At 68.1% G+C, this 13,171-nt stretch carries 13 protein-coding genes; 4 read left to right on the top strand and 9 right to left on the bottom strand.

Annotation, left to right across the window (positions count from 1 at the left end):
* The 5 genes from B5X90_RS14370 to B5X90_RS14350 all read right to left on the bottom strand — a co-directional run.
* A partial coding sequence (locus B5X90_RS14370) for a DUF222 domain-containing protein (RefSeq protein ID WP_256860246.1) occupies window positions 1–1,154 on the bottom strand: 1,154 nt, incomplete at its 3' end.
* 108 nt (window positions 1,155–1,262) lie between these two features.
* Entirely contained in the window at window positions 1,263–1,952 is a 690-nt protein-coding gene (locus tag B5X90_RS14365) for a YqjF family protein (RefSeq protein WP_079554164.1), read from the bottom strand.
* A gap of 198 nt (window positions 1,953–2,150) precedes the next feature.
* Window positions 2,151–2,939, bottom strand: coding sequence for an isocitrate lyase/PEP mutase family protein (locus B5X90_RS14360; RefSeq protein ID WP_079554162.1), 789 nt, complete (start codon window positions 2,937–2,939; stop codon window positions 2,151–2,153).
* A gap of 39 nt (window positions 2,940–2,978) precedes the next feature.
* Window positions 2,979–3,368, bottom strand: a complete 390-nt coding sequence (locus tag B5X90_RS14355; protein ID WP_079554160.1) for a DUF1622 domain-containing protein — start codon at window positions 3,366–3,368, stop codon at window positions 2,979–2,981.
* A gap of 38 nt (window positions 3,369–3,406) precedes the next feature.
* Window positions 3,407–4,384, bottom strand: a complete 978-nt coding sequence (locus tag B5X90_RS14350; protein ID WP_079554158.1) for an SDR family oxidoreductase — start codon at window positions 4,382–4,384, stop codon at window positions 3,407–3,409.
* A 187-nt stretch (window positions 4,385–4,571) separates the two neighbouring features.
* Here B5X90_RS14350 and B5X90_RS14345 point away from each other — a divergent pair, with 187 nt between their 5' ends.
* On the top strand, window positions 4,572–5,183 hold the full coding sequence (locus B5X90_RS14345) for a hypothetical protein (RefSeq protein ID WP_079554156.1): 612 nt from the start codon (window positions 4,572–4,574) through the stop codon (window positions 5,181–5,183).
* A 275-nt stretch (window positions 5,184–5,458) separates the two neighbouring features.
* Entirely contained in the window at window positions 5,459–5,938 is a 480-nt protein-coding gene (locus B5X90_RS14340; RefSeq protein WP_079554181.1) for a signal peptidase I, read from the top strand.
* On the opposite strand, the gene B5X90_RS21420 is transcribed toward B5X90_RS14340, so the two are convergent.
* Window positions 5,935–6,954, bottom strand: coding sequence for a response regulator transcription factor (locus B5X90_RS21420; protein WP_256860244.1), 1,020 nt, complete (start codon window positions 6,952–6,954; stop codon window positions 5,935–5,937). The genes B5X90_RS14340 and B5X90_RS21420 overlap by 4 nt on opposite strands.
* Window positions 6,955–7,157: 203 nt before the next feature.
* On the opposite strand from B5X90_RS21420, the gene B5X90_RS14325 reads away from it, so the two are divergent.
* Window positions 7,158–7,628, top strand: a complete 471-nt coding sequence (locus B5X90_RS14325) for a hypothetical protein (RefSeq protein ID WP_143264763.1) — start codon at window positions 7,158–7,160, stop codon at window positions 7,626–7,628.
* 156 nt (window positions 7,629–7,784) lie between these two features.
* Here the strand turns inward: B5X90_RS14325 and B5X90_RS14320 are convergent, their stop codons facing one another.
* Window positions 7,785–8,681, bottom strand: a complete 897-nt coding sequence (locus B5X90_RS14320) for an MSMEG_6728 family protein (RefSeq protein WP_079554152.1) — start codon at window positions 8,679–8,681, stop codon at window positions 7,785–7,787.
* Window positions 8,682–8,911: 230 nt separating this feature from the next.
* Between B5X90_RS14320 and B5X90_RS14315 the strand changes: the two genes are divergently transcribed.
* Complete coding sequence (locus B5X90_RS14315) at window positions 8,912–9,439, top strand: hypothetical protein (protein ID WP_079554150.1); 528 nt, start codon at window positions 8,912–8,914, stop codon at window positions 9,437–9,439.
* Between the two features lie 117 nt (window positions 9,440–9,556).
* Here B5X90_RS14315 and B5X90_RS14310 read toward each other — a convergent pair whose 3' ends face one another.
* Window positions 9,557–10,207: a LysM peptidoglycan-binding domain-containing protein gene (locus tag B5X90_RS14310; protein ID WP_079554148.1), complete on the bottom strand. Its 651-nt coding sequence runs from the start codon at window positions 10,205–10,207 to the stop codon at window positions 9,557–9,559.
* Window positions 10,208–10,521: 314 nt separating this feature from the next.
* A complete protein-coding gene (locus tag B5X90_RS14305; RefSeq protein WP_079554146.1) occupies window positions 10,522–13,143 on the bottom strand; it encodes an excinuclease ABC subunit UvrA in 2,622 nt (873 codons plus the stop codon).
* Window positions 13,144–13,171 lie beyond the last annotated feature (28 nt).

Genomic DNA, 13,171 nt, shown 5'->3' with positions numbered 1-13,171 from the left:
CCGGTGCGGGGGTTGGTGGCGGTGTTCATCACGGTGATCAGGTGTTCGAACTGGTCCGTGGTGGCGAAGATTTCCAGGTGCTGGAGGCCGTGGCGGGGTTTGCGGAGGAAGGCGCCCTGGAGCTGGCGGAGCAGTTCCTCGGAGGGTTCGGCGCCGTCCTGGTCCAGGGCCTCGGCCCAGCTGCGGCTGACGCGGGCGAGGAAGTCGGCGTCGTTCTCGGCCGCGGTGCGGGTCAGGGCGTGCTCCATCGCCGCCGCGGCCTCGGGGAGGCAGCTGTGCCGGACCCGGTCCAGGGCGAGCGTGATGACGGTCGCGGCCCGGGACGCGACCTCGCCGGCCGCGACGGCGGCTCCGAGCTCCGGGTGCACGGGCGGGACCGGCTGGCCGGCGAGTCCCTGCCGGGGCAGCAGCGCGTCGGCCAGGCAGAGCCGGCGCCTGGCCTCCGCGGCGCCGATCCGCAGCCGCGCCCGCAGGAACTCCACCGTGTTCCGGTACCCGTCATCCAGCACCGATTCCGGCACCGCAGGCGCCGCCGTTGCGGGGGTTCCGGCGTGAGCCGAGGGGAAGGGGATTCCGGCGGGCGCCCCCGCAACGGACGCGCCTGAGAGAGCCGAGGAGGAGGGGGTTCCGGCGGGAGCCGCCGCTTCAGACTCGTCGGCAGGAGCCGAGGCCAGGCAGATGCCGGCAGGCTCCTCCGTCAAGGTGTTGTCGGCGGGCGCCGCCGCAACGGACGTGCCTAAGGGAGTCGCCTCAGCGGAGTCACCGGCGGGTTCCGCGGTTCCGGGTGCGCCGGTCTGCCACCCGGCGGGGCTCTCGCGCCAGCCGGTGGTCCACGCGGTGACCGCCCCCGCCGCAGCCCCCGTGGCCGCGGCGGATCGCTTCCTGGTCCGGTCCACGGCGGCCGCCGCGACGAGCTGCAGATACTCCACCGTGCGGGAGAGTTCCTCCACGCTGCCGGCGAAGTCCGACGCGGCCTGGAATCCCCACGAGCCCGCATCCTGCGCCGCCGTCGAACCCACCGCCCGCAGAGCGGCCAGGGCGGCCAGGGCGGCGTCCATACCGGGTTGCCGGGCTGGGGCTGCGCCCCGGTCCGTGCCCTGCGCCCCGTCCCCGCAGGCGGTGAAATCCCTGATGAAATCCCTGACGGCTTCCATGGCTCGAGTCTATTTGAGAGCTCCGACAATATTAGGAGGGCATCATGCGTGATCACTCTGAGACCGCGGTGCCACTTGCCCACGGATCGACGGGCAATCAGGCAGGTTTCATGTCGTGCTGTTCAAGACCCGTGGGCGGCCGAACTGAGTGTGGACTCCGGGCGAGAAGAGTACGGATTCGGGTTGACCGGCCACCTCGATTCCCGCGGCGCGCACCAGTTGGTCCTTAAGGCCGATCAGCTGCGCGCGGTACAGCGGCCATGCACTGTGCGTGTTGGGCACAAAGATGGTCCTGCCCCTGAACCGTGAATGCAGACCGAACCGGGCCGTGAGGTGGATCGACAGCGCGTCGGTGGCTGCGACGTCGGGTTCGGGGGCGACCGAGAAATCGCTACGGGTGCCGCCCCGAAGGCGCCGCACGGAATACCCAGCCGACGCCGATCCGGCAAACTCATCGGCGCCCATGTAGCTCGCCCGCGACCACACATAAGGAACCCCGGCCGCCCGCGCGGTCAGCACCACCGCCAAGCGTGAGGCATCCAGGCTGCGGAAAACTACACCACGGGTGCCGTCCGGCTCGCGGGAGTAGAGGCGCACGTTGATCTCGTTGAAGCTGCCGAAATAGGGGATGCCGGGGCCGCGACCAAGGCCGGCACCCTGCATGCGGAAGCCGATCAGCCCCACCCAGGCGGATCCGTCGAACACGTCCGGCGCGACGCCCGGTGGCATGAACCGCGCCGCCACTGCCTCAGGAATGCGCCAGTGCAGGAAGACGGCATCCAGCCACCGCTGGTCCATGATGATTGGCTCCGGAAGCTCGGGTGCAGCCGGCCAAGGATCAACGCCCAATCGGATCAGCTCCCTTCGGTCGGCAGGGTCGGCCGGCAGGGTCGGTTGGCACGGTCTTCGGTCGGCAGCGTAAGGACCGGTCGGCATCATGAACATCGGTGGGCCGGCGGAGTCGCTCGGCATCGGCGGAGAGTTCAGGAAGCAGGGTCAGTTCAGTGCCCTGGTGCCCTCCGGAAGGGCTCCGCCGTCCAATAAAGCCGCTGTGGCATCGGCCAACGCTGTCAGCGCCACGCGCTGGGTCCACGGGCCGTAGGAAATGCGCGCCACGCCAAGTTCCTGCAATTTGGCCGGTGCCAGGGATCCGGGCACATTGATGACCGAGACCTTGTTCCACCCAATGCCTTCCACCAACGCGGTGACAGTCGGCTCGTCCAGCAGGCCCGGCACGAACACCGTGGTCGCGCCGACGTCGAGGAAGGCCTGGCCGCGTTCAATGGCGTCGGCAAGCACCGCAGAAGGGTCCCGGGCCTTGCCCTTCAAGAAGGCGTCGGTGCGGGCGTTGAGGACGAAGTCGACGCCCTCGGCCTCGGCGGCGCGGATTGCAGCGCTCATCTGTGCAACGGCGTCGGCGAGCGGGCGCATCTGGTCCTCGATGTTGGCTCCGACAGCGCCGACGCCAATCGCCTTGCGTACAGTTTCGCCGGGATCGCCGTAGCCCGCTTCGAGATCAGCGCTGACGGGCAGCGACGTGGCGGCGGCAATGACCCCGACGGCGGCGATCATTTCGTCCAGCGGGATGTTCTCGCCGTCTTCGTAGCCGCGGGACGCAGCGATGGAGTGGCTGGCCGTGGCCAACGCCTTGGTCCCCGGAACGTCGGCAACCACTTTTGCCGTGATGGCGTCCCAGACGTTGATGAGTTGGAGAATTTCCGGTGCGTGGTGGAGACGGAGCAGTTCGGTGGCTTTGGGGGCAAGAGAACGCGCGGTGTCTGTCATGCCCCGAGCCTAACTGGCGCCGCCGACACTCGAAAGGGTTCAGCTGGCCGCCGACGGGGTCGAGGAGCCCGCGGGTTGAGACTGCCAGGGCCACCGGCCGGAGATTTCCAGTTCGAGTGAGAAACTCAGGAAAGTCCGGATGAGCACGATAACGGCCAGTACGCCGACGCTCTCGAAGGTCGGTGTGATGGCGACAGACCGGATGATGTCGGCCGCGACCAGCAACTCCAGGCCGAGAAGGATGGACCGTCCCAGCAGTTGCCGGTACGAACGGTAGAAGGACAACGGTGCCGAACCCGCCGGCAGGCGCCGGGGCTGGAATCCGCGCAGCGCCATAGGAATGGACACGAGGGCGCCGAGCACCATGACGGCCACCCCGGCGAAGTCCATGAGGCCGCCGGCCGACTCGATGATGTGCTGAAAATCCATTGTTCCCCTCGGAGAAAGTGGGCGGTGAGATTCAAACTTTAGGGGTGCCGGACGCCGATGCCGGCGAGAACGGCTCGGTAGCCTTCTCGGAAACTGGGGTATTGAAACTCGAAGCCGGTGCTGCGGAGCAGTCCGTTGCTGGCCCGCTTATTTCCGCCCCGCGAGGGTTCGCCACCCGGCGCTTTGCCGCCCGATGCACCCGCCGCTTTGCCGCCCGCCGCACCCGCGGCACCAGCGCCCGCCGCCGAAGCGCCGGTGGTGCTGCCCTCCGGCGCGCCCGCGGCACCGGTGGACTCTGCCGGCGGCCGGGGGAGTCCCAGTTCCGCCGCCAGGAACTCCAGCACGTCGCCAAGTTCGGCCGGTTCATTGTCCACGCCCAGATAGACCGACGCCGGAACCGTGCCCATGGTGCATAGATGGACGATTGCGGCGGCGGCGTCGTCGCGGTGGATCCGGTTGGTGAAACGCGACGCGGCAGGAATGACCGCGGTTCCGCCGCGCACCTGGTCGATCAGGCGCGTCCGGCCAGGGCCGTAGATCCCGCCGAGCCGCAACACAACGGGGGTTATGCCGGTGCCGCGCAGGCGGCTGTGGAGGAGTTCCTCTGCCTCGCGGATGATGCGGCCCGAGAACCCGCCGGGTTCCGGCGTCGTGCGTTCATCAATCCAGCCGCCGCCGGCATCTCCGTAGACGGCGGTCGAGGACACAAACAGGACCCGGCGGACGTTTGCCCCGGCGGCGAGGACCGCGTTGAGGACGTTCGACAGCCCGTCCACGTAGGCGGCACGGTACGCCTCCTCGGTCGGGGAATCCGCGGCAATCGCGACGACGACGGCGGTGGTGTCCGCCGGGATGGGCGGCAGCTCAGCGGAGCCAAGGTCAGCGGCGACTCCCTCGATGTCGGCCGGGAGTTTCTCCGGCGAGCGGCGCCACCCCACCACGCGGTGGCCGGCCGCCGCGAAACGCAGCCCGGCCTCGGTGCCAAGATCGCCGCAACCGGCCAGCAGAACAGTCATGAAGCCAGTCTGCCAGCCTTCGGGAAGCGCCACGGACAGGCTTGAGGAAAACTTGAACCGATCTTGTCGCCCGCTGAAGCCTTGCCTTGAACTGGGCCGGGCATCGTTGTAAGGGTCAGCCAGGGGCTGGCGGATGCTACATACGTCGCCCGGCCCGCCACGGCCGGCCCCACGAAACGGAACTCTGATGGGTCTCAACCTCAATTCCACCTCCAGCAAGGTCCTTGCCTCCGCAGCGCTCCTCGCCGCGGCCGCCGGCGTGGCCGGGATGGGCACGTACGGTGGCTTCACCGCCAGCACGTCGGCTTCCGCAGCGGTCAATTCCGCCACCGTGAACTTGGCCGGTGGCACCAACGACCGGCTCAACGTGGCGGCCACAGGAACCATTCCGGGCGACTCCATGCAGCGCGCGGTTACCCTGGTCAACAATGGCGACCAGAACCTGACGGGGCTTACCCTTACTACCACCGCCACGACGTCGTCCATTCTGGACACGGACGCCATTAACGGCCTGCAGCTGCTGATTGAGAGCTGTCCCGTGGCGTGGACTGAAGCCGGGGCGTCCCCGTCCTTCACCTACACGTGCTCGGCCGGTGCGCCTACCACTGTCCTGTCCCTTCGTCGGGTGGTCGGGGTCAATCCGCTGCCGAATACGCTGAAGTCCCTAACTGCAGGCAGCACCGACTTCCTTCGCGTCACCATGTCGGTTCCGGCCGCGGCGGACAACACCTTCCAAGGCAAGAACAGCTCCATCAAATTCAGTTTCGATGCCACCTTCCGCCAGGCAGGCGCCAAGTAAACCATGCTCGGGGGCTCAGTACAGCCTGGTCTCGGCCGGACTGAGCCCCCGGTTTTACCCGTAGCAGCAACACCGGCAGGAGGTACCGTCCCGTGAGCGCAGCAATCACTGCAGATTCCAGGGACTCTACCGACCTCCCCTCAGCAGACGGCACCGTGCAGGGCGGTCCAGTCCAGGACCAATCCGTATCCAGCCACGGACGACATCGGGCCCGACCGGTGCCGCCCGCCCGCGGGCTCCTGTTGTCCAAGGCGGCAGGTGCCGCCGGGAGTGTTGTGCTCACGCTCCTCCTCGTCGCCGCTGCCTTGATATTCGTCTTCCTCGCCGTCGGGCCGCGTTTCCTGAACTACCAGACGTCCACCATGCTCACGGGAAGCATGTCGCCGGGGATCAACCCGGGGGACGTCGTCGTCAGCGTGAGGACGCCGGTCTCTGAGCTGAAGGTCGGCGACGTCATCACCTACAGCATCCCAATTGACGATCACCGGATTGAAACCCATCGGGTGGCGAGCATCAAGCGGGACGATGCCGGCGCGACGTCGGTGACCACCAAGGGTGACGCGAACGCCGGACCAGACCCCTGGACTGCGGTGCTGTCCGAGGACTACGTCTACACGCAGGCCGGAGTCGTGCCATATCTGGGCCACGGCATCAGGGCGCTGCGTGAGCCGATTGCCCAGTCGGTACTGCTCTACGGCGCCTCTGCCCTGTTCGTCGTCGTCGTACTGACGGCGATCTGGCGGAAGCCGCGCTAACCGGCGGAGGCGTGATCCTGGATTCCGCGCCGGTCTGCGGGAACGCCCGCTGCTTCCGCCGGCGCCATGCGGTAGCCAACGCCGCGCACCGTGCGGATGAACCGCGGTTCGCGGCCTTTGTCGCCCAGCTTCTTGCGTAGGTTGCCGACGTGCACCTCCACGAGGTGCTCCTCCCGGGGCCATTCATTGCCCCAGACCTGGGTCAACAGGGCCTTCCGGGTCCACACGCGACGCGGTGCCCCGGCCAGGGCCTCCAGGAGATCAAATTCGGTGCGCGTCAATTCCAGCTCGACGCCATGGAGGGACGCCACCCGGCCCTCGGCCTCGACAACCAGCGGCCCGTGCCGGAGGACGCCGTGGGCATCCGTGTGCCGGATGCCGGAACCTGTGGCTGCGGTGGACTCGGGCGGCTGCTCCCCGGACGCTGCGGGCGCGGCCGCGCTGGCCGGCAAGGAGACCGGGGGGACGGCGCCGACGTCGCTCGCACGACGACGGGGAGGCACCCCGGGAGCACCGGGCGCCCCGGGTGTACCGGACGCTGAGTCGCGGTGCGCTGAGTCCGCGGGAGCGGGCGGTGTAAAAGCGGCCGGCATGAAATCCGTTGCACGGCGCCGCGGCGTGGGGCGTTGCGAGGTTGGCCGGTGGCGCCGCATCACTGCCATGACCCGGGCCTGAACCGAGCGGGGGCTGAGCGGCTTCCGAACGAAATCATCCGCACCGATCTCCAGTCCCATCACCTCGTCGATCTCGTCCGACCGGGCAGTGATCATGACGACGTAGGCGTCGGAGAATTTGCGCAGCCGACGGCACACCTCCACGCCGTCCAGATCCGGAAGGTCCAGTTCCAGCGTGACGAGGTCCGGCCGGTGTTCCTGGATCTTCAGGAGGCCTTCGGCTCCGGAACTGGCCTCGAAGACGGCGAAGCCCTGCAACTGAAGTGTCCGGCAGATGAGGAGTCGCACGTCGTCGTCGCCATCTACAACCACAGCGCGGAGCTGACCCGGTGAATCCAACATAACCCCAGCTTCTAAGACCAATTGACGCGTGAGAAGCACTGACCCCACGCGTCACGGTATGTGACGCAAGCCACAGGTGTAACAATGGGATTCAGGCTAACAGGTTTTCTTGAGCAAAAGTTGAAGTTTATCCCGGCCCGTTGTTGAGGCTCGGCTGTCAGAGTTGAAGCAACGATCAACTGCCCGGAGAGAAAGTGCCACCAGTGAACCTCGCCAACCGCTCTGCGGCAACCCCGCGGGTCTCGCCCGGGTGGCTGGCTCATCGGACTGGGCTACTGGCCGTCCCCCTGGCTGTGGCCGTGGTGCTGGGGGCTCCCGGGCTGGCCTACGCGGCGTTCACGGCCCGAACCACTGCCGCCCTGGATGTGGGCACGTATACGGTTCCTGCGCCGACATCCATCAATGGCACGCTGGAATGCACCACCATCCAAGGGAAGAAGGGTGCAGTCATCAGTTTCACGGGCTTTGCCGCTGTAGCCCGGGCGACAGGGTATACGGCGACGTTGACGTCTCCCACCGGACCCCAAGCAGTGACCGAGATTGCCCCCGCGGACACCACGCATGAGGTCAAGGTTCTCAGCAAGGGCAGCGGCAAGGGAACCTATACGTTCACTTTCTCCGCCCGGGTAGGCCCCTGGACCGGGCCCGATCTGCAGCAATCTGTCACCTGCTGAACCGCGTGCCGGCGAACCGTATGCCCGCGCCGGAGAACCTGGTGCCCCACGGACCGCGTTCACGCGCCGGACTCCCGCGCAGCCATCGAAACCATCGCAGCGAACGACGCCGGGAGCCGCCCGGCGTCGTTCGGCGTCGTTCAGTGCGGCCCTTTGCTACCTCGCCGGGATCGGGAAGAAGGCCCGGGGGTCCTGCATCAGGGCGGGGTAATCGAAAGCGGAGCGGTCCACGATCTCGTCGACCTGGAAGTTGCGTGCGAACTGGCCGTCGACCGTGATCGGGCGGCCCAGGACCTTGCCGACGGCGAAGGCGGCGCCGCCGTTGACCGGGATGGCAACCACGGAGTTGCCGGGCAGGGTGGTGAACGCCTCCTCCTGCTGCTGGCGCTTGCGGGTGGGCTTCTTGACGAGCTGCTTCGGGGGCAGCTTGCGCACCTTGCCGGGACGGCGGGAGCCCGAGTCGGCGTAGACGAACTGGTAGTCGTCGTCCGCGGGGGCCTTGCTGCGGCCAACCGGCGGCAGGCTGACGGTCTTCAGTTGTGCCGGCTCGGTGTCGCCCAGGGGCAGGCGCAGGACCCACATGCGGTCCCCGGCAGGATCCTCGGGCACCAGCTCGTGCTTCGGTTCGGGCCAGATGTACTCCAGGTCCGGGTCGGTGCCCGGGAAGACGTCTGTGTAGAACCGCGGATCCTTGGCGATCAGCCGGGAGCGGTGGCTGAGGTGGAAATCCGCATTGCCCAGCCATGGCGGCATCGCGATCTTGGCGGCGTAGTCGGGGTGGGCCGCCTGCGGGGCGAACTCCATGATCTTCTCGCGGGTGGTGTCCTCGCCGCCGCGGGCCGTCCATTCATCCACCATGGCCAGGCCGTACATGGTCAGCGCAGGGACGTACCCCATCCACATCCGGATCGCCGGGTGCGATTGCCAGCCGTACTCCGGGATCACCAGCGCACGCAGGATCTGCAGCGCTTCGACGCGCTGCTTGCCGAGCCGCACACGGTCCAAAGCCGCGGCGCTCTGCTGGAAATCGGGGAAGGGGAGGAAAGTCTGCATCTCTCCAGTTTGAGGCCACGGACCAAATGCGCCAATTGCTGGCGCGTGCCGGTGAGCGTGCTCACATGCCGGAACAGGGCAGACAGGCGTGCTGGAGAGCCGCTAAAATAACATGAACCACTCCCGCCGCCACGGAAGACACGCCCATGCCCTATCAAGCAGAGTCATATTTAGCAGAGTCAACAACAGTAACTGACGCACCGGCGCCGTTCGTGCCCAAGTACGGACAAATGCTCAGCCCCGAAGCCCACGGGATAGTGGTGCTGGAGGAATTCACGCTGGATCCGGTTGCCGCCCGCGACGAGCAGCGCGGGTTCCGCGCGGCTATGGCCGGCGTGGCCCTCACCATGCGGCGCCTGGTGGCCCTCCGCCTCTTCATCGCCGCGGTGGCGATCGCCAACCTGCCCCTGTTCCTGCTCTCAAGTGGCTGGGAGATCTACGTCATCTCTCTCACCCTGGTGGTAGCCGTCCACGCCGCGGTGTCCTGGCTGAACCGGCACGAGCCCAGGATCAAGCAGCGCCGGATGCTGGAATTGCACCTTCACCGGGAGCGGAGCGCCAACTACCGCAAAGTCCGCGACGCCGTGAAGTACGTCATTGACGCCCCGGCCCGGATGAACGAAAGCCTTTACCTTGAGCTCCTCGCCGCGAAACGGGTAGCGCTGCACCTGGCCATGGGCACTGTGGCCCTGCTGGACACGAGCGACGACGCCGCCTGGAAGGTGCGGATTATCCGCGAAATCCCACAGGCCGCCTAAGCCCGAACGGCTCAACCCACGGCTCACTGAAGCACCACGACGCCGGAGCGTCCCGTTGAGGGATCGCTCCGGCGTCGTGCTGTGTGGCTTGCTGTACGCCACGTGCCCGTAACCGCCTTATGCGGGCAGTTGCAGCACTTGGCCCGGGAACACCAGATGGGGGTTGCTGATGGTCGCCGTGTTGGCGTCGGCCAGGGCTCGCCAGCCGCCGGCGAGGTTGAGTTTCCCGGCGATCGTGCTCAGGGTTTCGCCGCTCCGGATGGTGTAGGTCTGGCCAGTTACGGATACCGGTGCAACGTGGCGGGGTGCCGGCACGGTTGTCTTAGGGACGTACCTGGCGGGAGCCTGGGCTGCGACGGGAACCGCGGTGGGCCGCTGTGCTGTGGCCGCACTCTGCGGCGCCGCGGCGCCGCCGCGCAGTCCCAGCTTGGCGGCACAGGCCGGCCACGCGCCCCAGCCCTGGCTGGCCTGCACTTTCTCGGCGACGGCGATCTGCTGTGCGCGGCTGGCATTGGCCGGAGACCCCGTGCCGCCGTGGGCCGCCCACGTGCTGGCGCTGAATTGCAGCCCGCCCGCGTATCCGTTTCCTGTGTTGGTGGACCAGTTCCCGCCGCTTTCGCATTGGGCCAGCGAGTCCCACGTGGAGGCGGGGGCTGTGGTCGGTACGGCCGCGTTCGCGGCCGAGGCGGACAGGGCGACGCCTGCAATGGAGACGGCCGCGAAAGTGACGCCGCGGCGCGCGGCAGTGCCATAGGTTGATTTCTTCATGGTTTAGATGCTCCTGAGGCCCACCAGCGCTCGGTCCGTCCCCGGACGTTTTTACGCCACTGCCCGCCCCTGACAATAGAGGTCATAGCGGTGTCTACCGGTCGGGCAGTATCTGGTGGTGGTAGCACCGGGCATGCAATACCCGGTTGCCGGGCATGGACACTAGGCTAAGTCAGCCCTGCGCCGTTATCAAGACGTTACTTTGGGTGCTTCTGCCGTTATCATCCGGCCCGCAGTGACGCCGACGCCTGCGAACCGCTGCTCGCCGGCCGTAGTGACGCCCCCGGCCCGCGTTGCCGCCATGCCCGCGTGAATCAGCTTCCGAGCATTGCGGCCAGGTACGGAGCCGTCCGGCTCGCCGTGGAGCCTGCGACGGCGGCCGGGGTCCCGATCGCCACGATCTCGCCGCCCGCGTCGCCACCGGCCGGGCCGAGATCGATCACCCAGTCCGCTGCGGCCACCACATCCATGTCGTGTTCCACAACGATGACGGTGTTGCCGGCGTCCACGAGCCGGTGCAGTTGGGCCATGAGGAGCTGGACATCGGCCGGATGCAGGCCGGTAGTGGGCTCGTCCAGCAGGTAGAGGGAGTGGCCGCGCTGGGCGCGCTGCAGTTCGGTGGCGAGTTTGATGCGCTGGGCCTCACCGCCGGAGAGCTCGGTGGCCGGCTGGCCGAGGCGGAGATAGCCCAGGCCCACCTCGCGCAATGTTTGCAGGCTGCGCGCCGCTGCCGGCACCCCGTCGAGGAACTCCGCCGCGGCATTGACCGTCAGGCCCAGCACCTCCGCCACGTTCTTGCCCTTGTACGTCACCTCAAGGGTTTCCGGGTTATAGCGCGAGCCATGGCACTCGGGGCAAGGGCCATAGCTGCCGGGCAGGAACAGCAGTTCGACGGCGACGAAGCCCTCGCCCTGGCAGGTCTCGCAGCGGCCGCCGGCAACGTTGAAGGAGAAGCGGCCGGCACCAAAGCCCCGCGCCCTGGCCTCGTCCGTGGCCGCGAACTCCTTGCGGACCGCATCGAAGAGACCGGTGTACGTGGCGAGGTTGGAGCGCGGAGTGCGGCCGATCGGTTTCTGGTCAACCTTGACGAGCCGGTCCAGCTGGTCCAGGCCTGAGACCGGTCCGACACTGAGCGGTTCGGTGGACTCGCCGGCGTCGGACTCCAGGTCCTCGGGGGCCTTGGCAGCGTCTGGCTCCGGGTGCAGCCTGGCGCCGACCACCTCGGCCAGGACCTGGCTGACCAGCGTGGACTTGCCGGAGCCGGAGACGCCCGTGACCGCGGTCAGCACGCCGAGCGGGAAGTCGGCGTCGAGTTCGCGCAGGTTGTGGCGGCTGATGTCGCGCAGTTCCAGCCAGCCGGCAGCCTCCCGCCGGGTACCGCCGGCGGCGGAACCGCCGCCGTCGTCCGTAATGCCGGAACCGCCGCCGTCAGCGCCGGCCGAACCAGCGGAACCGTCCGGGAACAGGAACGGCCGGGTCACGGACGCGTCCACCTCGGCCAGGCCGGCCACGGGGCCGCTGTAGAGCACCTCGCCGCCGCCTTCACCGGCGCGGGGACCGACATCCACCAGCCAGTCGGCGCGGCGAACGATGTCCATGTTGTGCTCCACCACGAACACCGAGTTGCCGGAGGACTTGAGCTGGTCCAGGACTGCGAGGAGGGGCTCGGCGTCGGCGGGGTGCAGCCCGGCGGAGGGCTCGTCCAGCACGTAGATCACGCCGAACAGCCCGGAGCGGAGCTGGGTGGCGATCCGAAGCCGTTGCATTTCGCCGGGGGAGAGCGTGGGCGTGGACCGGCCCAGCGCCAGGTAGCCCAGGCCGAGGTCCAGCAGCACGGTGACGCGCTGCAGGAGATCGCGGGTGATGGCGACGGCCACCTCGTTGCCCTCGCCGGAGGACTGCTTGCGGGACGCGGTGCCGGCCTCCGTGAGTTCGGTGGTGGGACGGATGATGTCCGCCAGTTCGGTCATGGGGACGGCGTTGAGCTCGGCGATGGTGTGCCCGGCGAAGGTGACGGCGAGCGCGGCCGGAGTCAGGCCGCTGCCGCCGCAGACCGGGCACGGGCCGGTTTCCATGAAGCGCAGCACCTTCTCGCGCATGGTGGTGCTCTTGGAATCGGCGAGGGTATGCAGCACATAGCTCTTGGCGCTCCAGAACCGGCCCTTGTACGGTTTGGCCACGCGGTCGCGCTGGGGCGTCACCTCCACCACGGGTTGTTCCTCGGTGAACAGGATCCAGTCGCGGTCCTTTTTGGGCAGCTTCCGCCAGGGGGTGTCGACGTCGTGGCCAAGGTGGGTGAGGATGTCGCGCAGGTTCTTGCCCTGCCAGGCCCCGGGCCAGGCGGCGATGGCGCCGTCGCGAATGCTCAGCGAGGTGTCCGGGACCAGGGAGGACTCGGTGACGGTGTGTGCGATCCCCAGGCCGTGGCACTCGGGGCAGGCGCCGGCGGCCGTGTTCGGCGAAAACGCGTCCGAGTCCAGCGGGGCGGCGCCGTCCGGATAGCTGCCGGCGCGGGAGAAGAGCATGCGCAGCGAATTGGACAGCGTGGTGAGGGTGCCCACTGTGGAGCGCGAACTCGGCGTCCCGCGGCGCTGCTGGAGCGCGACGGCGGGCGGCAGCCCGGTGATCATTTCCACCTTGGGGTTGTGCCCCTGCTGGATGAGCCGGCGGGCGTACGGGGCTACGGATTCGAAGTAGCGGCGCTGCGCCTCGGCATAGATGGTGCCGAAGGCGAGGGAGGACTTGCCCGAGCCGGAGACGCCGGTGAAGGCGACTATCGCGTCGCGGGGCACGTCCACGTCCACGTTGCGCAGGTTGTTCTCCCGGGCGCCGCGCACCCGGACAAAACCGTCCGTCGGATTGGCGGGAACCAGATCAGGAATGAGATCCCGGCCGGCCGGGCCCGGCAAATGGGAAGCATGCTGTTTACTTTGCATTGGTTCGACTCTATCCGCTCCTCGCAGC

This window comes from Arthrobacter sp. 49Tsu3.1M3 (assembly GCF_900168135.1).
Classification (GTDB): domain Bacteria; phylum Actinomycetota; class Actinomycetes; order Actinomycetales; family Micrococcaceae; genus Arthrobacter.
Note: the sequence above shows the minus strand (reverse complement) of the source record. Positions and strands in the feature narration are given on the sequence as shown.

What these genes read in the sequence shown, in the direction of transcription:
- B5X90_RS14365 (WP_079554164.1), bottom strand. Translation starts at nt 1,952, where the DNA reads ATGGACCAGCGGTGGCTGGATGCCGTCTTCCTGCACTGGCGCATTCCT.
- B5X90_RS14360 (WP_079554162.1), bottom strand. Translation starts at nt 2,939, where the DNA reads ATGACAGACACCGCGCGTTCTCTTGCCCCCAAAGCCACCGAACTGCTC.
- B5X90_RS14355 (WP_079554160.1), bottom strand. Translation starts at nt 3,368, where the DNA reads ATGGATTTTCAGCACATCATCGAGTCGGCCGGCGGCCTCATGGACTTC.
- B5X90_RS14350 (WP_079554158.1), bottom strand. Translation starts at nt 4,384, where the DNA reads ATGACTGTTCTGCTGGCCGGTTGCGGCGATCTTGGCACCGAGGCCGGG.
- B5X90_RS14345 (WP_079554156.1), top strand. Translation starts at nt 4,572, where the DNA reads ATGGGTCTCAACCTCAATTCCACCTCCAGCAAGGTCCTTGCCTCCGCA.
- B5X90_RS21420 (WP_256860244.1), bottom strand. Translation starts at nt 6,954, where the DNA reads ATGTTGGATTCACCGGGTCAGCTCCGCGCTGTGGTTGTAGATGGCGAC.
- B5X90_RS14320 (WP_079554152.1), bottom strand. Translation starts at nt 8,681, where the DNA reads ATGCAGACTTTCCTCCCCTTCCCCGATTTCCAGCAGAGCGCCGCGGCT.
- B5X90_RS14315 (WP_079554150.1), top strand. Translation starts at nt 8,912, where the DNA reads ATGCTCAGCCCCGAAGCCCACGGGATAGTGGTGCTGGAGGAATTCACG.
- B5X90_RS14310 (WP_079554148.1), bottom strand. Translation starts at nt 10,207, where the DNA reads ATGAAGAAATCAACCTATGGCACTGCCGCGCGCCGCGGCGTCACTTTC.
- B5X90_RS14305 (WP_079554146.1), bottom strand. Translation starts at nt 13,143, where the DNA reads ATGCAAAGTAAACAGCATGCTTCCCATTTGCCGGGCCCGGCCGGCCGG.